At 64.3% G+C, this 19,866-nt stretch carries 21 protein-coding genes; 4 read left to right on the top strand and 17 right to left on the bottom strand.

The annotated features are described in order from the left end of the window. Both QZY48_RS01025 and QZY48_RS01020 read left to right on the top strand, forming a co-directional pair. On the top strand, positions 1-277 hold a 277-nt coding region (locus tag QZY48_RS01025; RefSeq protein WP_295426580.1), incomplete at its 5' end, for a hypothetical protein. A gap of 49 nt (positions 278-326) precedes the next feature. Beyond that, positions 327-1,520, top strand: a complete 1,194-nt coding sequence (locus tag QZY48_RS01020) for an NnrS family protein (RefSeq protein WP_295426579.1) — start codon at positions 327-329, stop codon at positions 1,518-1,520. 54 nt (positions 1,521-1,574) lie between these two features. Here QZY48_RS01020 and QZY48_RS01015 read toward each other — a convergent pair whose 3' ends face one another. Continuing rightward, the gene (locus QZY48_RS01015) at positions 1,575-1,775 is read right to left on the bottom strand and encodes a type II toxin-antitoxin system HicB family antitoxin (protein WP_295426578.1); all 201 of its coding nucleotides are present in this window, start codon (positions 1,773-1,775) and stop codon (positions 1,575-1,577) included. A 222-nt stretch (positions 1,776-1,997) separates the two neighbouring features. Here QZY48_RS01015 and QZY48_RS01010 point away from each other — a divergent pair, with 222 nt between their 5' ends. Next, positions 1,998-2,252, top strand: coding sequence for a helix-turn-helix transcriptional regulator (locus QZY48_RS01010; RefSeq protein ID WP_366929618.1), 255 nt, complete (start codon positions 1,998-2,000; stop codon positions 2,250-2,252). Further along, positions 2,249-2,851: a ScaI family restriction endonuclease gene (locus QZY48_RS01005; protein WP_295426577.1), complete on the top strand. Its 603-nt coding sequence runs from the start codon at positions 2,249-2,251 to the stop codon at positions 2,849-2,851. The genes QZY48_RS01010 and QZY48_RS01005 overlap by 4 nt, the downstream gene beginning before the upstream one ends. On the opposite strand, the gene QZY48_RS01000 is transcribed toward QZY48_RS01005, so the two are convergent. The 16 genes from QZY48_RS01000 to QZY48_RS00925 form a co-directional block, all read right to left on the bottom strand. Next, the gene (locus QZY48_RS01000; RefSeq protein ID WP_295426576.1) at positions 2,834-3,706 is read right to left on the bottom strand and encodes a site-specific DNA-methyltransferase; all 873 of its coding nucleotides are present in this window, start codon (positions 3,704-3,706) and stop codon (positions 2,834-2,836) included. The two genes, QZY48_RS01005 and QZY48_RS01000, sit on opposite strands and share 18 nt — an antisense overlap. Positions 3,707-4,013: 307 nt before the next feature. Beyond that, the gene (uvrA, locus tag QZY48_RS00995) at positions 4,014-6,857 is read right to left on the bottom strand and encodes an excinuclease ABC subunit UvrA (RefSeq protein ID WP_295426575.1); all 2,844 of its coding nucleotides are present in this window, start codon (positions 6,855-6,857) and stop codon (positions 4,014-4,016) included. Then, positions 6,854-7,285, bottom strand: a complete 432-nt coding sequence (locus QZY48_RS00990) for a DUF29 domain-containing protein (RefSeq protein ID WP_295426574.1) — start codon at positions 7,283-7,285, stop codon at positions 6,854-6,856. Before QZY48_RS00990 ends, uvrA begins: the two co-directional genes overlap by 4 nt. 259 nt (positions 7,286-7,544) lie before the next feature. Further along, on the bottom strand, positions 7,545-7,970 hold the full coding sequence (locus QZY48_RS00985) for a F0F1 ATP synthase subunit epsilon (protein WP_295426573.1): 426 nt from the start codon (positions 7,968-7,970) through the stop codon (positions 7,545-7,547). 17 nt (positions 7,971-7,987) lie between these two features. After that, a complete protein-coding gene (gene atpD, locus QZY48_RS00980) occupies positions 7,988-9,370 on the bottom strand; it encodes a F0F1 ATP synthase subunit beta (protein ID WP_295426572.1) in 1,383 nt (460 codons plus the stop codon). Positions 9,371-9,446: 76 nt separating this feature from the next. After that, entirely contained in the window at positions 9,447-10,310 is an 864-nt protein-coding gene (gene atpG, locus QZY48_RS00975) for a F0F1 ATP synthase subunit gamma (protein ID WP_295426571.1), read from the bottom strand. Between the two features lie 133 nt (positions 10,311-10,443). Beyond that, the gene (atpA, locus tag QZY48_RS00970; RefSeq protein WP_295426570.1) at positions 10,444-12,000 is read right to left on the bottom strand and encodes a F0F1 ATP synthase subunit alpha; all 1,557 of its coding nucleotides are present in this window, start codon (positions 11,998-12,000) and stop codon (positions 10,444-10,446) included. 28 nt (positions 12,001-12,028) lie between these two features. Next, entirely contained in the window at positions 12,029-12,568 is a 540-nt protein-coding gene (locus QZY48_RS00965) for a F0F1 ATP synthase subunit delta (RefSeq protein ID WP_295426569.1), read from the bottom strand. A gap of 9 nt (positions 12,569-12,577) precedes the next feature. Then, positions 12,578-13,048, bottom strand: a complete 471-nt coding sequence (locus QZY48_RS00960; RefSeq protein WP_295426568.1) for a F0F1 ATP synthase subunit B — start codon at positions 13,046-13,048, stop codon at positions 12,578-12,580. An 89-nt stretch (positions 13,049-13,137) separates the two neighbouring features. Further along, positions 13,138-13,389: a F0F1 ATP synthase subunit C gene (gene atpE, locus QZY48_RS00955; protein WP_100922215.1), complete on the bottom strand. Its 252-nt coding sequence runs from the start codon at positions 13,387-13,389 to the stop codon at positions 13,138-13,140. A gap of 88 nt (positions 13,390-13,477) precedes the next feature. Further along, positions 13,478-14,347, bottom strand: a complete 870-nt coding sequence (gene atpB / locus QZY48_RS00950) for a F0F1 ATP synthase subunit A (RefSeq protein WP_295426567.1) — start codon at positions 14,345-14,347, stop codon at positions 13,478-13,480. Positions 14,348-14,357: 10 nt separating this feature from the next. Beyond that, on the bottom strand, positions 14,358-14,729 hold the full coding sequence (locus QZY48_RS00945; RefSeq protein ID WP_366929619.1) for an ATP synthase subunit I: 372 nt from the start codon (positions 14,727-14,729) through the stop codon (positions 14,358-14,360). A gap of 218 nt (positions 14,730-14,947) precedes the next feature. Further along, positions 14,948-15,871 carry a ParB/RepB/Spo0J family partition protein gene (locus tag QZY48_RS00940; RefSeq protein WP_295426566.1) on the bottom strand — a complete coding sequence of 308 codons (924 nt, stop codon included), beginning with the start codon at positions 15,869-15,871 and terminating at the stop codon, positions 14,948-14,950. Positions 15,872-15,912: 41 nt separating this feature from the next. Beyond that, entirely contained in the window at positions 15,913-16,701 is a 789-nt protein-coding gene (locus tag QZY48_RS00935; RefSeq protein WP_295426565.1) for a ParA family protein, read from the bottom strand. Between the two features lie 7 nt (positions 16,702-16,708). Beyond that, entirely contained in the window at positions 16,709-17,359 is a 651-nt protein-coding gene (gene rsmG / locus QZY48_RS00930; RefSeq protein ID WP_295426564.1) for a 16S rRNA (guanine(527)-N(7))-methyltransferase RsmG, read from the bottom strand. Between the two features lie 285 nt (positions 17,360-17,644). Next, positions 17,645-19,453, bottom strand: coding sequence for a sulfatase-like hydrolase/transferase (locus QZY48_RS00925; protein WP_295426562.1), 1,809 nt, complete (start codon positions 19,451-19,453; stop codon positions 17,645-17,647). Positions 19,454-19,866 lie beyond the last annotated feature (413 nt).

The raw sequence follows: 19,866 nt of genomic DNA, 5'->3' as shown, positions 1-19,866 counted from the left end.
CGGACCCTACGGCCCCGCGCCCGTAGGGTCCGCTGTGCGGACCAGCGACCTCCCCTACAGCAGGGTGGCCGGATGTATGATCAAGGCTTCGACGGCGCCCCCCGAGGTCCAGCGTGACGGCCGCCGCGCCGAGTCGCGGCGCGCCATCGCGAGCTATCTGCGCGACCAGCGGGGGCGGACCCTCGCGGAGCGCTATGTTCAGGCCTATGGGCAAGGCGGGGGGCTGGGCCCGCAGTTCGCCGGCTGGGAGGACCAAGGGCGATGGCCGGAGGAATAGGCCGCAGGCAGGTCTGGATGTTCAAGAACAGCACCCACGGAGCACCCCAGTGCCTGACACCCCAATCCCCCGCGTCCGCCCCGAGCTGCCCATCCTGGCCTTGGGCTTCCGGCCCTTCTTTCTCGCCGCGGGGCTGTCGGCCGTGCTTACGCTCCTGGTCTGGCTCGCCATGTTGCACGGCGCCGTCGCCATGGACGGCTATTATGCCGGGACCACCTGGCACGCCCACGAGTTGCTGTTCGGCTACGGCCTGGCCGTGATCGCGGGTTTTCTGCTCACCGCCGTGCGCAACTGGACCGGCCTGGCGACCGCCACCGGGGCCGAACTGGGCGCGCTGGTACTGCTGTGGACCCTGGGGCGGGTCGCGCCGCTCCTGCCGCTCCCCGCGGTACTGGTCGCGATCCTGGATCTCAGTTTCCCGGCCCTGCTCGCGCTGTCGCTCTTCAAGCCGCTATGGCAAGGGCCAAACCCGGCCAATCGGGCCTTTCTCGCGCTGCTGGGCGGCATGTGCCTGGCCGCCCTCCTGGTCCACCTCCAGGCCCTGGGCCTCACGGCACGCACGGCCCTGGCCGGGGACCGGCTGATGCTTGGGCTGATCCTCTTGACCTTGTTGGTCGTCGCCGGGCGGGTCATGCCCTTCTTTACCCGCACGGCCATCCCGGATACGGCCCCCAGATCGAACCCCTGGGTGGAGCGGCTGACCTTCGGGCTCGCCCTGCTGTGGGTCGCCGCCGATTCATTGACCCAGCTCGGCCTGCCGGTCGCGTTACCGGCGGCCCTGCTCGCGCTGTCATTGGCCCTGGTCCAGGGCCTGCGCCTGGCCGGGTGGCACGATCGGCGGGTCTGGGGCATCCCGATGCTGGCGGTGCTCTACAGCGGCTATCTCTGGCTGATCCTGGGCCTCACCCTGAACGGGCTGGCCCACCTGGGCCTGCTGCAACCCTTCCCGGCCCTGCACGCCTTGACCATCGGTGCGATCGGCGCCTTCACCCTGGGGATGATGGCCCGGGTGACCCTGGGTCATACCGGCCGCCCCATGGTCGCGTCGCGGCTGACGGTCATCGCCTTCGCGGCCCTGAATCTGGCGGCCCTGGTGCGCGTCTTTGGCCCCTTGGCCTGGCCGTGGGCCTATAGCGCTTGGCTGATCGGCTCCGGGGTCCTGTGGGTCCTGGCGTTCGGGCTCTTTCTGTGGGTTTATGCACCGATGCTGGTCAGACCAAGGGCTGACGGGCGGCCGGGATGATTCCATCTCGCCTGGCGAGGTATTGCCGCACGACTGACAATCCCCCTGGGCCGTCTAAATGGCATCCACAAATTCGGCCACGGTCAAGGGCATACCGCGCTCCGCGCGTACCATAAGACATTGATAGATTGCATCACGAATGCTCTCCTGTGCCCTCGCCTTCGTTTGACTTTGACTGACGCAGCAGCGAATGGTCGGGCATTCGACGATCCAGATTCCGTCCTCGTCACGGTCGATTGTCACGTTGAATCTCATTTACCTCCTCCGCGCCTTCTCATGTTACCGCTCAAGCATCCCAGCCAACTCCCAGATGGACGAAGCATGCGCCCCGTCCGCAGCGTTTCAAGTCCCATATCTTCATCAAGATCCGTCGTGGGCGCAAGGTCCTGAAACCGCAGTGCCACAACCTTCTTCGCCGTTCTGCCCACTACTGGTTGAATGTAAGGACTAAGGTGCGACGATACTTATAGTCTGTAGATGCACAGCCATCATGCAGGCATCCTGCGCTGCATGTCACGCTCAACTGAATTGCAGCTATTTGGCCGACACGTTCGAGACCTTCGTCTCCAACATAGGCTATCGCAGGAAGAACTTGCGGAAGCGAGCGGACTGCACCGAACTTACATCGGGTCGGTAGAGCGAGGTGAGCGAAATATAAGTCTTGAGAACATTATAAAGATCGCGGCGGCCCTAGGCACGACGCCAAGCAAACTTCTTGAAGGGATTCAATGATGACACTGCAATCCCCATATCAGAATATTGCACCAGAAAATTGGGCTATGGTCACGGACAGACTGATCGCAAAACACCCCCTGAGAAGCGCGGAAATCGTCGCTATTGTTCTTGATGCTTGGCAATCTATCTTTGCCTCTTCGATTGGATCGAAGGGGTATAAGATTGGAAAAGATATTTTCCCCAAGCCGCAGATCATGGGGGCACTGCTTCACGAATTGATTCCGATTGAGTTAACGCGCCGCTACCCAAAAGAATGGAGAGGGGAAAAGGCGGCATGCGATAAGGATATTGTTTACCTCCGGGACGAGAACTTCTCTATCGAGTTAAAAACATCTTCCGATCGAGGTAAAATCTTCGGCAACAGAAGTGCTGCTCAAAAGGTCAAAAAAGATAAGAAAAGCAAGTCAGGATACTACCTAGCTATCAATTTCGAGAAATTCTCTCAGCAAAGAACAGAACCGCAGATTGTACTAATCCGATTCGGTTGGCTTGACCATTCCGATTGGATCGGCCAGAGCGCAGCCACAGGCCAGCAATCCAGATTGACATCTGAAATTTATGCAGGGAAGTTCAAGGTGTTACATATCAAGAGCTAACTCGGTTTGGGCTTCCGCAAATTGCTTTGCTTGAAAATAATTTGACATGCGGCGCCCGGCGATTTGTACGTAGAGTGGGTCAATTTCAAATCCAATTACTTTTCTGCCATTTCGTAGCGCGGCTTCCGCCGTGGTTCCAGAACCGATAAATGGGTCGAGTATTACATCCCCCTCGTTACTACTGCACTTAATGATCCGTTCAATAACAGCGATCGGAAACTGCGCCGGGTGAGGGGTCCGTTCTTCTGAACTTCTATCCCGTCCCGAGGTCACTTTCGGGAACTGCCAGACATCGGTTGGATTTTTCCCTAAGGGATTGCATTTCAACTTACCGTTTTTTTTCTGATTCGGGTATTTAACGTCGGGGTCGCGTATATCATCGAGATTGAAGCAGTATGACATCGGATCCTTTACGTACCAGAGGAATTTTTCGTTTCGTGGCGAAAACATGTTGCGGCAAGCCACTCCGGCACCGTAATTCCAAACTACTTCCTGGATTAGATAAAAGGGCGTTCTATTCCAAAGCAAATAGGGGATTGGCACCGCGCGCGCTTTACCTGGAATTCCGAAATATCCAAGATTCAACCAAAACGCGCCGTCGCTCTTAATGATACGATGAATCTGCCGTATCCACGATTCGCACCAATCCAAATATTGAGTCTGAGACAATACGTTCTCGTATTCTTTTCCGATGTTATATGGCGGCGACGTCACTGTGAGGTCGATCGTCCCCGAGGGTAATTGCCGCATTAGCTCAAGGCAGTCACCCTGAAAAATCGCGACATCGTCGGCCTCGTAGCTCGGAGCACCAAAGGCAGAGCGGCACAGAGAAAAAAGATTGGTTTTGGGCGTCATAATGCTACTCATAGTATTCAAATCTTCTCCGGCTGTCAACTGATATCCCAGGTAGGACTGGCATCGTCATGCCGACGGAGTGGGCTTACCGGCAGGTCTCGCTGCCGACTACGGCGTACCTGCTCAATCAGCGCGTGGACAACATGCCCCGGCGGCCGGCACTGTTGGTCAAACCGATCAGCACACCGGGCCTTCACTTGTCGTGCTTGCCATGGACCGGATCGGATGCCAGTGGCCGGACAGCCCTAACTGTGGTGCGAAAGGCGTGTGCGAGCCATTGAATCATCCCCGCGCCGAAACGATTGACTTACCACCCACGCGCCAACAAGGGCTTGAGGAACCGCCCAGTATGGGACCGGGGATCAGCGGCGATCTGCTCCGGCGTCCCGGCACTGATGATTTCACCACCCTTGTCGCCCCCCTCCGGCCCCAGGTCGATGACCCAATCGGCCGTCTTGATGACGTCCAGGTTGTGCTCGATGACGATGACCGTATTGCCGTGGTCGCGGAAGCGGTGCAGGACCTGGAGCAATTGCGCCACGTCGTGGAAGTGCAGGCCGGTGGTGGGCTCGTCCAGGATATAGAGGGTGCGGCCGGTGTCGCGTTTGCTCAGTTCCCGGGAGAGCTTGACCCGCTGCGCCTCGCCGCCGGAGAGGGTCGTCGCGCTCTGGCCCAGGCGCACGTAGGCGAGCCCCACGTCGATTAAGGTCTGGAGCTTGCGGTGGATGGGCTCGACCGGGGCGAAGAAGGGCAGCGCGTCCTCGATGGTGAGGTTAAGGACCTCGTCGATGGTGCGGCCCTTATAGCGGACCTCCAGCGTCTCGCGGTTATAGCGGCGGCCCTTGCAGGTGTCGCATTGAACATAGATGTCGGGCAGGAAGTGCATCTCGACCCGAATGAGCCCATCGCCCTTGCACGCCTCGCAGCGCCCGCCCTTGACGTTGAAGCTGAAGCGGCCGGGGCCGTAGCCGCGGGAGCGCGCCTCGGGTACGCAGGAGAACAGGTCGCGCACCAGGTTGAACAGGCCCGTATAGGTGGCCGGATTGGAGCGGGGGGTGCGGCCGATGGGGCTCTGGTCGATATCGACGATCTTGTCGAAATAGGCCAGGCCCTCGATCGCCCGGTGGGGGGCGGCGGTGAGGCTGGCGCCGTTGAGTTGGCGGGCCGCCACGGGGAATAGGGTGTCGTTGATGAGCGTGGACTTGCCGGAGCCGGAGACCCCGGTGATGCAGCAGAAGCTGCCGACCGGGATGGCGGCATCGACGTTCTTCAAGTTATTGCCGCTGGCGCCCAGGATACGCAATTGGCGCTCCGGGTCCGACGGGGTGCGGTGGGTGGGGATCGCAATGCGCAGGTCGCCGCAGAGATAGCGACCGGTCAGTGACTTGGGATTGGCGGCGATCTGCGCGGCGGTGCCCTGGGCGACCAGCTCACCGCCATGGACACCGGCGCCCGGCCCCATGTCGACCACCAGGTCCGCGGCGCGGATCGCCTCCTCGTCGTGCTCGACGACGATGACGGTATTGCCGATGTCGCGCAGATGGGTCAGGGTCTTCAGCAGCCTAGCGTTGTCGCGCTGGTGCAGGCCGATGGAGGGCTCGTCCAGGATGTACATGACGCCGACCAGGCCGGCGCCGATCTGGCTCGCCAGGCGGATACGCTGGCCCTCGCCGCCGGAGAGGGTCTCGGCGCTGCGCGCAAGGGTGAGATAGTCGAGCCCCACGTCGGTAAGGAAACGCAGCCGGGTGGCGATCTCCTGGTTGATGCGGGCGCCGATCTCGCCGCGTCGCCCCGGCAGGATCAGCCCCTCGAACCAGGCCAGGCACTCACCGACCGGCAGGGCGCAGAGGCTGGGGAGGTTGCGGTCGGCGACGAAGACGTGGCGTGCCGCCTCGCTCAGCCGGGCGCCATTGCAGGCCGGGCAGGGGTGGTGCGACAGATAGCGGGCCAGTTCCTCGCGCACGGTGGCGGAGTCGGTCTCGCGGTAGCGCCGCTCCAGGTTGGGGATGATCCCCTCGAAGGGGCGCAGCTTCCCGCTGCCGCCCTCGTGGGGGAGCCTGAGTTTGAGCTTGTCCGTGCCGGAGCCGTAGAGCACCACCTGGCGGGCCGTCTCCGGCAGGTCGGCCCAGGCGGCCTCCACATCGAACCCATAGTGCGCGGCCAGGGCCTGGACCATCTGGAAGTAATAGCCGTTGCGCCGGTCCCAGCCGCGCACGGCCCCGGCGGCCAGGCTCACCCCAGGCTGGGCGACCACCTTGGCCGGGTCGAAGAACTGCTCGACTCCCAGGCCGTCGCAGGTCGGGCAGGCACCCGCCGGGTTGTTGAAGGAGAAGAGGCGCGGTTCCAGTTCCTGGATGCTGTAGCCGCAGACGGGGCAGGCGAAGGTGGCCGAAAAGGTGATCTCGGGCCGCCCCGGGGCCGCGCTGTCCGCCCCTGACGGCGGCTCCAACGGGGCGATGCGGGCGATACCCCCGGAGAGCGCCAGCGCGGTCTCGAATGACTCCGCCAGCCGTAATTGCAGATCGGGACGCACCCGAAAGCGGTCGATGACGACCTCGATGTCGTGCTTCTTCTTCAGATCCAGGTCCGGCGGGCTGTCGAGTTCGCAGAGTTGGCCGTCGATGCGCGCCCGCACGAACCCCTGCGCGTGCAACTCCGCGATCAGTCGCTGGTACTCACCCTTACGCGCGGAGACCACCGGGGCCAAGAGCATGAGCCGCTCCCCCTCCGGCAGGGCCAATACCTGGTCGACCATCTGGCTGACCGTCTGGGCCTCGAGCGTCTGACCGTGTTGGGGGCAGCGGGGGCTGCCGACGCGGGCGAACAGCAGGCGCAGATAGTCATAGATCTCGGTAATGGTGCCGACGGTGGAGCGGGGGTTGTGGGAGGTCGTCTTCTGCTCGATCGAGATGGCGGGCGAGAGCCCCTCGATATGATCGATATCCGGCTTTTCCATCACCGAGAGGAATTGCCGGGCATAGGCCGACAGCGACTCGACATAGCGGCGCTGGCCCTCGGCATAGATGGTGTCGAAGGCGAGCGAGGACTTGCCTGAGCCCGAGAGTCCGGTGACGACGATCAGCCGATCGCGCGGCAGGTCGAGATCCAGGTTCTTGAGGTTGTGGGTACGGGCGCCGCGCAGGCGGATCATTCCGGGAGCCAGGACGGGGCCAGGACCTCGTCATCCCTGGACCAGGCACAGGTGTCGGGAAAACAATCGAGCCCGGTCTCGGTGACGGCCAACGCGACGGCCCTGGCCCAGACCATATCGAGCCAGTCAGGGTCCTTCAGCTTGACCCGCAGACTGGGGGTTTCCTTTAGATTATAGGCCAACTCCTTGCGTTGGGCCTTGATGGTCTTCTCCGAACTGGCGCCGCGACGCACGGGCTGGTATTGCCACTTCAGCAGATGCCCCAAGAGAACGGCCATCCGACTGGCAAACTCCCGCTGTTCGCTCTTGCCCACGTCCTCGATCTCCTCGGCGATGTGCTCCAGGTCCAGGCGGTCGAAGCGACCGGCACGGATCAAGCCGGCCTGTTCCTCGGACCAGGCGACGATATCGGACTCATAGGTTTGCATCTGATTCCCCTCGCAGAACGCCCAGTTCCCAGACCTCTACGATAGCGCGGGGGCGAAAGTCGGGCAAGCGCGAGGCTCACGCCGATTGCGATTGGCGCGTGACGTCGGCAATTGATGGGTTTCGCTGCGCTCTACCCATCCTACGGGAGCACCTGCCCAGTCTCGGAGCAGTATCGCCGCAGGATGACAAAAGGCACAAATCAAAATGCCCCCGGCGCAAAGCGCCGGGGGCATAAGTTAGGGCGACCGGGAAGGAGCCCTAACTGGTCTTCATCTTGCGCAGCCGCTCGATCGCCCGCAACTGGGCGATGGCCTCGGCCAGTTCGGACTGGGCCTTGGCGTATTCGAACTCGGCGGCGTGACCGGCGAGTGCGTCTTCCGCCTTGCGCTTGGCCTCCATCGCCGCCGCCTCGTCCAGGTTCTGGGCGCGGATGGCGGTGTCGGCGAGGATGGTCACGGCCATGGGCTGGACCTCGATCATGCCGCCGGAGACATAGAAATGGTCCTGCTCGCCGTTCTCCTTCTGCACCCGGACATCACCTGGCCGCAGCCGGCTGATGAAGGCGGTGTGGCGGGGCGCGATGCCGACCTCGCCCATCTCCGCGGTCGCGAAGACCATGGTCGCGAGCCCGGAGTGGATGGCCCCCTCGGCGCTCACGATGTCCACATGGATGGTCATAGCCATAGCGTAACCCTCAATTGCTAGGCGGCCATCTTCTCGCCCTTGGCGACGGCCTCCTCGATCCCGCCGACCATATAGAAGGCCTGCTCGGGGAGGTGGTCGTATTCGCCGTTGACGATGGCCTTGAAGTCCCGGATGGTATCCGCGACGGGGACGAACTTGCCCGGGGCGCCGGTGAAGACCTCGGCGACGGTGAAGGGCTGGGACAGGAAGCGCTGGATCTTGCGGGCGCGCGAGACCGCGAGCTTGTCCTCCTCGGAGAGTTCGTCCATCCCCAGGATGGCGATGATGTCCTTCAACTCCTTATAGCGCTGCAGGGTGCCCTGGACGGCACGGGCCGTGTCATAGTGGTCGGCGCCGACGACATTGGGGTCGAGGATACGGCTGGTCGAGTCCAGCGGATCAACGGCCGGGTAGATGCCAAGCTCCGCGATCTGGCGCGACAGCACCAGGGTCGCGTCCAGATGCGCGAAGGTCGTCGCCGGGGACGGGTCGGTCAAATCGTCCGCGGGCACATAGACGGCCTGGAAGGAGGTGATGGACCCGGTCCGGGTGGAGGTGATGCGCTCCTGCAGGGTACCCATCTCCGAGGCCAGGGTCGGCTGATAGCCCACCGCGGAGGGCATACGGCCGAGCAATGCGGAGACCTCGGTTCCCGCCAGGGTGTAGCGGTAGATGTTGTCCACGAAGAGCAGCACGTCGCGGCCCTCCTCGCGGAAATACTCGGCCATGGTGAGCCCCGTCAGGGCGACCCGCAGGCGGTTACCCGGGGGCTCGTTCATCTGGCCATAGACCAGGGCGACCTTATCGAGTACGTTCGACTCCTTCATCTCATGATAGAAGTCGTTGCCCTCGCGGGTCCGCTCGCCGACGCCGGCAAACACCGAGAAGCCGCCGTGGGCCTTGGCGATGTTGTTGATCAGCTCCATCAGGGTAACGGTCTTGCCGACGCCGGCACCGCCGAACAGGCCGACCTTGCCGCCCTTGACGATGGGCATGATCAGGTCGATGACCTTGATGCCGGTTTCCAGGATCTCGGTCGAGGCCGCCTGGTCCTCGAGCTTCGGCGCCTCACGGTGGATACCCCAGCGCTCATCGGTCGCGATCGGACCCAGTTCATCGATGGGCTTACCGAGTACGTCCATGATGCGGCCCAGGGTCGCCTGCCCGACCGGCACGCTGATCGGTCCGCCGGTGGCGGTGACCGCGACGCCGCGCTGCAGACCGTCGGTGGAGCCCATGGCGATGGTGCGGGCCACCCCGTCGCCGAGTTGCTGCTGGACCTCCAGCGTCAGGTCCATGGACTCGATGATGAGTGCGTCGTAGACCTTGGGCATGTCCGTGCGGGGGAACTGCACGTCCACCACCGCGCCGATGACCTGCACTACGTTACCAGAGCTCATATTCTATTCCTCGTTCTCGCCTGGGCAGGCGTCTGGGGATGCGTTCTGAAGCGGGGTTCTCAATCGCAGTGCCCGGCTAGACCGCCGCCGCGCCGCCCACGATCTCTGAAATTTCTTGGGTGATCGCCGCCTGGCGGGCCTTGTTGTAGATCAGCTGCAACTCGCCGATCAGCTCGCCCGCGTTGTCGGAGGCGGACTTCATGGCCACCATGCGGGCCGCCTGCTCACAGGCGCCGTTCTCCACCACGCCCTGGTAGACCAGGGCCTCGATGTAGCGGGTCAGGAGCGAATCGAGCACCGTCTTGGCGTCGGGTTCATAGATATAGTCCCAGTGCAGCGGCATCGTCGCCTGCTCGCCCGGCACCAGGGGTACCAACTGGCGAATCACCGGCCGCTGCGTCATGGTGTTTACGAACTCGTTGCTCGCGACATAGAGCGCATCGATCTCTTTGGCCTCGAAGGCGTCGAGCATCACCTTGACGGTGCCGATCAGGCTCTCGATATGCGGCTTGTCGCCCAGGTGGGTCGCCTGCCCCAACACCTTGCCGCCGAAGCGCCGGAAGAAGGCCAGCGCCTTGCTGCCGATGGTGCAAAAGACCGGCTCGATCCCGGCCGTATGCAGCGTCTTGACCTCGGCGATCAGCTTACGGAACAGATTGCTGTTCAAGCCGCCGCACAGGCCGCGGTCCGAGGAGATGATGATGAAGCCCACCCGCTTGCGACTGCGCTCCACGGCCATGAAGGAGTGCCGATACTCGGGGGTGGCGCGGGCCAGGTGGCTGATGACCGACAGCATCTTTTGGGCGTAGGGCTTGGATGCGGACATGCGCTCCTGGGCCCTGCGCATCTTGGACGCCGCGACCATCTGCATGGCCTTGGTAATCTTCTGCGTGCTCTTGATGCTCGCGATCTTGGTGCGGACTTCTTTGGCGCCAGCCATTTAATAAGCTCCCAGCCTCCAGCGGCCAGCCACCGGCTTGGTCGGCGGCGACTGCGGCGTGAATCGGGTCATGCAGAGAGACCGCGCCGCCCGGGCCGACCCCGCTCGGGGCCGACCACCGGCGGCTGGTGCACTACCACGTGTTGTTGGCCTTGAACGCCTTGATCGAGGCGTGCATTGCGGCCTGGATCTCGTCGTTGTAGTCGCCGGTGGTGTTGATCCGCTCGAGCAGATCCGCCTGAGAGGTCTTCATGTAGGACTGCATGGCACGCTCGAAGTCCACGACCTTCTTCACGTCCACATCGTCCAGATAGCCCTCGTTGGCGGCGAAGAGCGAGATCGCCATCTGCGCCACGCTCATCGGCGAGTACTGCACCTGCTTCATCAACTCGGTGACCCGCTCACCACGCTGGAGCTGCTTGCGGGTGGCCTCGTCGAGGTCGGAGGCGAATTGGGAGAAGGCCGCCAGTTCGCGGAACTGCGCCAATGCCAACCGGATACCACCGCCAAGCTTTTTGATGATCTTGGTCTGGGCGGCACCGCCGACGCGCGACACCGAGAGGCCGGCGTTGATGGCCGGGCGGATACCGGCATTGAAGAGATCGGTCTCCAGGAAGATCTGGCCGTCCGTGATGGAGATGACGTTGGTCGGCACGAAGGCGGAGACGTCACCGGCCTGGGTCTCGATGATGGGCAGCGCGGTCAGCGAACCGGTCCGGCCCTTCACCGCACCCTTGGTCTGCTCCTCCACATAGTGCGCGTTGACGCGGGCGGCGCGCTCGAGCAGGCGTGAATGCAGATAGAAGACGTCACCGGGATAGGCCTCACGGCCGGGCGGGCGGCGCAGCAGCAGCGAGACCTGACGATAGGCCCAGGCTTGCTTGGTCAGATCGTCATAGACGATCAGGGCATCCTCACCGCGATCACGGAAGTACTCGCCCATGGTCGCGCCCGCGTAGGGGGCGATGTACTGCATGGCCGCAGACTCGGCCGCGGCGGCCGCGACGATGATGGTGTGCTCCATCGCGCCGAATTCTTCCAGCTTGCGCACCAGGGTGGCGATAGAAGAGTTCTTCTGCCCCACCGCGACATAGATGCACTTAACGCCGGTGCCCTTCTGGTTGATGATCGTATCGATTGCGACCGCGGTCTTGCCGGTCTGGCGGTCACCGATGATCAACTCGCGCTGACCACGGCCGATCGGGACCATGGCGTCGATCGCCTTGAGCCCGGTCTGCACCGGTTGGTCCACCGACTTGCGGGCGATGACGCCGGGGGCCACCTTCTCGATGGGGGCGGTGCCGACCGCATCGATCGGGCCCTTGCCGTCGATCGGATTGCCGAGCGAGTCCACGACGCGCCCGAGCAGGCCGGGGCCTATCGGGACCTCGAGCACGCGGCCGGTGCAGCGAACCCAGTCACCCTCGGTCAGGTGGGTGTAGGGCCCCAGGATGACCGCGCCCACCGAGTCACGCTCCAGGTTCAGTGCCAGCCCGAAGGTGGCCTGACCGGAACTGTCCGGGGGGAACTCCAGCATCTCGTAGTATTTGGCGTCCGACAGGCCGTGCACGCGCACGATACCGTCCGTGATGCTGACGATGGTGCCTTCGGTACGGGCCTCCGTCTTCAGGTCGAACTGTTCGATCTTCTGTTTGATGAGATCGCTGATTTCGGAAGGGTTCAGTTGCATGGCAGTATCCTGTTCACAATGGGCCCGTTCAGAACTGGAGGGCGTGCGCGAGTTGCTTGAGCTTGCCGCGGACCGAGTCGTCGATTACCAGGTCCCCGGCGCGGATCTCGACACCACCGATGAGGTCGGGGTCGAGTTCCACGGTCAGTTTGACCTGGGCACCGAAGCGGCGGGCCAGGGACTGGGCCAGGGCCTGTTCCTGGGCCGTATCGACCGGGAAGGCACTGCGGACCAGGACCTCGCGCACCCCGGCGCTCGCGACCCGCCGCTCCTCATAGAGGGTGACGATCTCGGGCAAGGCGACCAAGCGGCCGTTTTCCGCCAGCAGGCGCACCAGGCTGACCAAGGGCTTCGGCAGTGAATCCCCCGCGACGCTCAGGATCATGTTTTGCACCTGGTTCCGCGCAAGCTCCGGATTGCCGATCTGGGCGGCCATCTGCGGATCGGTGGCGATCGCGGCAAGCACACCCAGCGGCTCCGTCCAGGCGTCGACCTGACCGGACTCCTGGGCCGCCGAGAAGACGGCCTCGGCATAGGGCCGGGCGATGGTTGTGAGTTCTCCGGCCATAGTGTGCCCTTAAATCTGTCTGGCGAAGTCGTCGATGATGGACTGGTGGGCGCGCACATCGATTTCCTTCTTCAGGATCTTCTCGGCGGCGGCGATCGCCAGGGTGGCGACCTGTTGGCGCAACTCCTCGCGGGCCCGGTTGGTCTCGTGCTCGATCTCCGCCTGGGCGGACAGGATCAGGCGCTGACCCTCGCCGCGGGCGTCGGTCTTGGCCTCTTCGACGATCTCGCTGGCGCGCTTGTTGGCCTGCCCCAGGATCTCGGCCGCCTGGGCCTTGGCGTCTTTCAGGGTCTCCAGGGCGCGTTGCTCACCCAGGGCCTTCTCCTGGTGACCACGCTCGGCGGCCGCCAGTCCTTCGGCGATCTTGGCCTTGCGGTCCTGGAGCGCCTTCATGATCGGCGACCAGACGAAGGTCATGGTGAACCAGACGAAGACCCCGAAGGAGATCATCTGGCCAATGAGTGTCAGATTGAAGTTCATCTACTTGCCTCGGGTTGCCTCGGGGTGCCTCGAGTCTGCTGGGCGACCGGTCACATGCGGGCACCTGGTCCCTAAAGCCTGATCCGTGATCAGGCGGCGAACATCAGGTACAGGCCCATGGCGATCGCGATGACCGGCAGGGCGTCGACGAGACCCATAACGATGAAGAACTGGGTGCGCAGCATCGGGATCAGCTCGGGCTGACGGGCCGCACCTTCCAGGAACCGGCCGCCCAGGACACCGATGCCGACGCCCGCGCCGACCGCACCCAGGCCGAGCATGAGGCCCGCGCCGATGAATCTGATTGCAGCTGCGAACAAAACAGCACTGTTAGCGTCCATTAGTTCCTCCGGTTTCGGGGTTGGGGGTTTGAGAATGAGTGGAAGTGGTGGTCAGCACCGGTGGCGACGGCCACCGGGGCCCAGCGGATCAGTGGTGGGTCTGATGGGCCATGTCCAGATAGACGACGGTCAGCACCATGAAGATGAAGGCTTGCAGGGTGATGATCAGGATATGGAACACCGCCCATACGAACTGCAGACCGCCGGCGGACACCGCCATCACCGTGCCGCCGCTGTACATCAGCGCGATCAGGATGAAGATCATCTCGCCGGCGTACATGTTGCCGAACAGACGCAGGGCGAGCGAGACCGGCTTGGACAGCAGGCTGATGCCTTCCAGGATGATATTGGCCGGCATGCCCCAGACACCAAAGGGCTGCAGTGTCAACTCACCGAGGAAGCCGCCGACGCCCTTCATCTTGACGCTGTAATAGAGGACGGTGAAGAACACCATGAGGGCCATGGCAAAGGTCGTGTTCGGGTCCGCCGTCGGAACCACCCGCAGGAAGACATGGTGCGGATTGGCCCCGAACAGGCTCATGAATTGACCGAACAGCCAGGGGAGCAGGTCCACCGGCAGCAGGTCCATGGCGTTCATCAGGAAGACCCAGACAAAGATGGTCAGGGCCAGGGGCGCGACCATGGGGTTCTTGCCGCTGAAGGACCCGCGGACGTTCTCATCGATCAAGTCGACGATGGCCTCGACGAAATTCTGGGCGCCGTCCGGTACACCGGCGGTGGCGCGTTCGGCGACCTTGCGGAAGAAACTGAAGACCAGCCATCCCAAGAGGATGGAAAAAAACATGGTGTCGATATTGAGGGCCCAAAAGCCCATCTCGGCCGCCTCCTTGGCGCTGTGGGCAAAGCCGAACCCCTGCTCCGGGTGCACGCCCAGGGTCATTTGGGTGAGATGGTGCTGGATGTAGGCTTGCGAAGTGAGCGTTTCAGCGGTCGACATCGGTCATCTCTCAATTCTTGTCGTGACGGTTCTTGCCGTGGTCGCCCGACTGGGTTTCCCACTGTGCTGCAATCAGCGTGGATGCGACCTGGGTGACCAGATAGGCAGCCAGCAGGGCCGGAATATTCAGTCCATCGAGGGTGACGAAGGCCACGACGAAAAGACCGATGATCAACGCCAACTTCGCCGCTTCGGCGCGGTACATACGCAGGAGCAGCCGCTCGGGATACTGCGCCCGGTACGCCCGAAAAACCGCGACCGCGAACAAGCCGTTAGCCAGCAGACACACGCCTGACCCGATCAGGACTGAAACCACCGCCGAATTGCCGAAGGGCAGGGCGATGACCGTCGCTAAGGAGGCAAGGAGTGCTTGAACTTGCAGGACCCGTTGGGCGAGCAGGGTGTGCGCCTATTGCTTTGCGATGGGATTATCCCGTTGAAATCCCCAGTGCCGAACCAACAGTATAAAGGTTCCCCAAAAGGCGGTCAACGCGCGCAGGGGCTTCCGAGGCCATGTTAAATCTGATTCTGATTATTGAGTAGCGCGGCCAGGCCGACCGGTTGCCCAGACCCATGTAGGGGCGGGTTTGAAACCCGCCCCTACGTGATGTGGGCCAGGATGCCGTCGAGTTCGTCCAGGCTGTTGTAGGCGATGACCAACTTGCCGGCCCCGCGCGCGCCCTGCTGGATCTCCACGCGCGCGCCGAGCCGTTCGGCCAGCGAGTCCTGAAGCCCCCGGACGTTGGGGTCGGGCTCCACCTTGGCGACCGGCTCGGGCTGCGGCTCCCCGGCCTGTTGGAGGCGGCGCACCAGCCGCTCGGTCTCGCGCACCGAGAGACCACCGCCGACCACCTGCTTCGCGGCGGCGCTCTGCTGCGGTCCTTTGAGACCGAGCAGGGCGCGGGCGTGGCCCATCTCGAGCTGCGACTGCTCGACACAGGCCTTTACGTCCGGATTCAGCTCCAGGAGCCGCAACAGGTTGGTGACGGTGGTGCGCGACTTGCCGACGGCCTCGGCGATCTGCTGGTGGGTGAGCTGAAACTCGATCAGGAGGCGCTCCAGGGCGCCGGCCTCCTCCAGCGGGTTCAGGTCCGCACGCTGGATGTTCTCGATCAGCCCGATGGCCACGGCGGTGGGCTCGTCCACCTCGCGGACGACGACCGGGATCTCCTTGAGACCGGCCTGTTGGCAGGCGCGCCACCGGCGCTCCCCGGCGATGATCTCGTAGCGGTCACCCTCGAGCGGCCGGACCACGATCGGCTGGATCACGCCCTGGACGGCGATGGAGTCCGCCAGTTCACGCAGGGCGTCGGGGTCGAAGTCCCGGCGGGGTTGATAGCGCCCGCGCGCGATCCGCTCCAGCGGCAGATGGGTGATGCGTTCCGCGGGCGCCGCCGCCGGGGCCCCGACGCCAGTCTGATCGGGCGCGGGCGCGGGCAGGGGCGGGCGGGTCGCCCCGAGCAGGGCGTCGAGTCCGCGGCCAAGTCCGCGCTTCTTGGGCGACGAGGTCGGTGATTCGTCCATGGTCGGAGGGCTCAGGTCGGGGGATGGTTCTAAGGACACGATCAGGCCGCCAGGCGCCGCTTGTCTTGTCGGCGCAGCACCTCGCTCGCCAGGGCGAGATAGGACACCGCCCCCTTGGAGATCGGGTCGTACATCAGCACCGGCAGGCCGTGACTGGGGGCCTCCGCCAGGCGCACGTTGCGCGGGATGATGGTGCGATAGACCTGCTCCGAGAAATGGACGACGAGCTGGGTGGAGACCTGGTTAGCCAGGTTGTTGCGTGGGTCGTGCATGGTGCGCAGGATGCCCTCGATCTGCAAGCCGCTGTTGCGGCTCGCGCGCACCTGATCGATGGTATCGATCAGGGACGACAGCCCCTCGAGGGCATAGTACTCGCACTGGATCGGGATCAGCACCCCGTCGGCGGCCACCAGGGCGTTGAGCGTCAGCATGTTGAGCGACGGCGGGCAGTCGATGATCACCAGTTCATAGTGCGCGGCCCCCGCGGCCAGGACGCGCGCCAGTCGCCGCTCCCGGTCGGGGGAGTTCATCAGGCCCACCTCGGCGGCGGTCAGGTCCCCGTTGGCCGGCAGCAGATCGAAGCCGGGGGCGGGCTCCGCGACCCGCCGCAGACACTCCACGAAGGGCACGTCGGACAACAGCACGTCGCAACTGGACTGCTCGATGTCGTGCTTGTCGACCCCGCAGCCCATGGTCGCGTTGCCCTGGGGGTCCAGATCGATCAGCAGCACGCGACGTTTCATGGAGGCCAGGGAGGCGGCGAGATTAACAGCGGTCGTCGTCTTGCCGACCCCACCCTTCTGGTTGGCAACGGCGATGATTCGGCCCATGGCAGGTTCACTCACAGCGGATCTCGATCAGGTGGCGTTCGCCTTCCAGGAAGGGCACGAACAGCTTGTGCACGGCCACGTCGAGGCCGCGCAGCGCCGGGTCTTGAAGTTCGTCCTGCGGGTAGCGGCCTTTCATGACCAGCAAGCGCCCCGGGCGTTCGAGCAGGGGGGCCGCCGGGGCCTGGATCTGCGCGATCGTGGCCACGGCGCGACTCACTATGGTACTGAACTTTCGCCCCGGCCGGTACGCCTCAATGCGCCCGTGCACCGGTACGACCTGCGCGAGCCCGAGTTCCAGCACCACCTGACGCACGAAGCGGACCTTCTTGCCGTTGCCGTCGAGCAGCCAGTAGTGGCGATCGGGGTCGCAAACGGCGAGCGGCAGCCCCGGCAGACCGGCGCCGGTGCCCAGGTCCAACACCGACTCGCCGTACAGGTAGGGCAGGATCACGAGGCTGTCGAGCAGGTGGCGCGGAACCATCTCGCCAGGGTCGCGCACGGCGGTCAGGTTGTAGGCGCGGTTCCAGCGGGTAAGGAGCGCCAGGAAGCCCAGCAGCCGCTCGAGCTGCACCGGGGCAAGCGCGAGCCCCAGGGCGGCGGCGCCGCTGACCAGCATCGTGGCCGCCGACCCACCGGGGTCCATCGGCTCAGGGGTCATCGCCATCTCCTCTTGGGGCCAGCGAAGACCCTCTCGCAAAGACGCAAAGACACAAAGGGAAGAAGAATCGGTCGAACTCCTGAAAATGACACGGGCGCCTCGCCGACGTTCAGCCGGATGGGTCGCAGGCGCTTGCGATATCGGTCTGAGAAAAATCGTCGCCCTTGAACACTACGGAACCGCGAGTCGAGGGCAGCCGGGGGGCGCCCGCGGACGCCCCCCACGACGCCCCGGATAACGAGGGGCCGAACAATCACGCGAAGCACGCGGCGGGCGTGACGGTCGCTATTGCGGCGGCACCTGCGGTGCGGCCGCCGCCCGCTTCTCGGCCGCCGCCTTCAATTGCGGCAGCAGGTCGTAGAGCGGCGGGTTGTTGGGAGCGAAGTCCCCTTGGAGCCGCGGCGGGTATTTTACGAGTTCCCTGAGGTATTGTTGCAGCGTCACCTGGATCTCCGTCATCATCGGTAGATGGCGCACCCCGCTGCCCGCGTCCTCCTGCGGGGCGGTATAGAGATTGACCATCACCGCCCCACCGTTACTGATGGCGATGGGGCCGGTGAAGCCGCCGTTGTAGCCCCGCGGGAAAAACCCGTTCTCCAACTCTGCGGTCAGGATGTACTTGAACTCGTCGATGCGCAGGGCCGCGAGATACCCAAGCAGGAAATAGGGCCGGCTGCGGCGGGCCGATTCACCCTGGTCCGCGAGCAGCAGCCCGGTCTGGTCGATCCCGTCGATATAGGTCGTCTTGGGCACGAAGTCGGAGACCTGGGCGCCGGGCTTGCCGGCGAGCGAGATGCCGGTATTGAACAGGTCGGCGAGGTCGAAGAGGCCCTCGGAGCGGCGCGGGGCGATCATGCCCTTCCAATAGGCGAAGGTCGGCACCCGCTGGCCGCCCTCCCAGCTCGACCCCTTACAGCCGCGGAAGGCGGTGCGTCCGGCTGGCGGGACCTCGCACTCGGGGCCGTTGTCGGAGGAGAAGAAGACCAGGGTGTTCTCCGCTTGACCGGTCTCCTCCAGGGCCTTGGTCAATTCGCCCAGGATGTGGTCCATCTCGACCATGCAGTCGCTATAGACGGTGCGGGCGCGCGAGCGGCCCGCCCACTGGTCCGAGGGGTAGTTGTCGAAGTGGCAGCCGCGGGTGCCGTGATAGAGGAAGAAGGGGGCCTTGCTGTCCTTCATGCGGCGGATGAAGGCACTGCTGTAGTCCATCCAGTGGCGATCGAGGTCCTTGGTGTAGTTGAGGTCGATCAGGTGCCCGTCGGTGCATTTCGTCTTGTCGGCGGGGGTGCAGTGGACCTCGTGCTTGTTGAACGGCATCGCCTCCATCATCCGGGTCCGCGCCGGGCTCAGCGCGATCTCGGGATTGAAATAGATGTCGCGCCACTCGGTATACTCGTCGGAGACGGTCAGGAACCCCATGAAGTCATCGTAGCCGACGTTCTGCGGCAGCGAGCCCTGGTTCTCCCCCATGTGCCACTTACCGACGGCCTGGGTGACATACCCGAGTTGCTTGAGCACCATAGGGAGTGTCACCGCGCCCTCCAGGCCACCCGGCATGCCGTACATCGGCGGGGCCAGGAGCCCGTGATGGAGCGGGTTCTGGCCGGTATGGATAGTGGCGCGGGTAGGCGAGCAGGAGGGGGTGGAATAGGCCGAGGTGAGCACCAGTCCCCCGGCGGCCAGCCGGTCCATCGTCGGTGTGTCGTTGCCCACCGCGATGCCGCCGCCGTTGAAGCCCGGGTCCATCCAGCCCACGTCATCGAGCAGGAAGATCAGGATATTGGGCTTCTTGCCGGTCTGCTGCTCCAGGGCCGCCAGTTTCTTGCGCGCCTGTTGCTCCTGCTCCGGGTGCGGGACCGCCGGATACATGTTGTCCGCCGGCTTCACGTCCTTGAGATGGATGAACTGATCGGGGTGGTCGTAGCCCTTGGCCGTGGTCGGGCCGGTGGAGGCCCCGCGCAGGTTCGGCGCCGGGTCGTCCGCGCACGCGGGACCGAGCGCGAGCGCGGCGGCGAACATGGCGCTGATCCGGGTGCCGGGGTTGCCCCGCGGTCGCCTGGCGGGCGCGTGGACCGGGTGGATGGGTCTCGGCATCGCGATGCCCTCTCTGCTCTTGGAGGATTGACGATGGAATAAGGTGCCGTGGGCCGCGGCGGTCCTTGGTCAATGAACCCGGTCGAGCCCGGGCGGGTGACGGCGGCCGGGATTCTAGCCCTTATGCGGTCTGTGGAGTAGTGGATTGTCCGCCGTTCGGCGGGCTCACCCGCCGGATCGGGGGCCCTGGGGGGAGGCGCGCTAGCCCGCCCCGCCGCGCGAGATGCGCCGCAACAGCTCGGGCCGCGGGTGCCGAGCAGGCGGCGCAGCACGCCGAGCGGTCGCCGCGCGGCTCATAGACGGTTTCTCGACCCCGGGTAGACACTCCGGCTACGCACTGGACGTCGAGGCTTTACCGTGACAGTCAGGCCGGGAGTCCGTGGGAGCGGCTTCAGCCGCGCTGCGAGGCCGCG

Origin of the sequence: uncultured Thiodictyon sp., assembly GCF_903828115.1 — a bacterium.
Classification (GTDB): domain Bacteria; phylum Pseudomonadota; class Gammaproteobacteria; order Chromatiales; family Chromatiaceae; genus Thiodictyon.
This window is presented reverse-complemented; position numbering and strand designations above follow the sequence as displayed.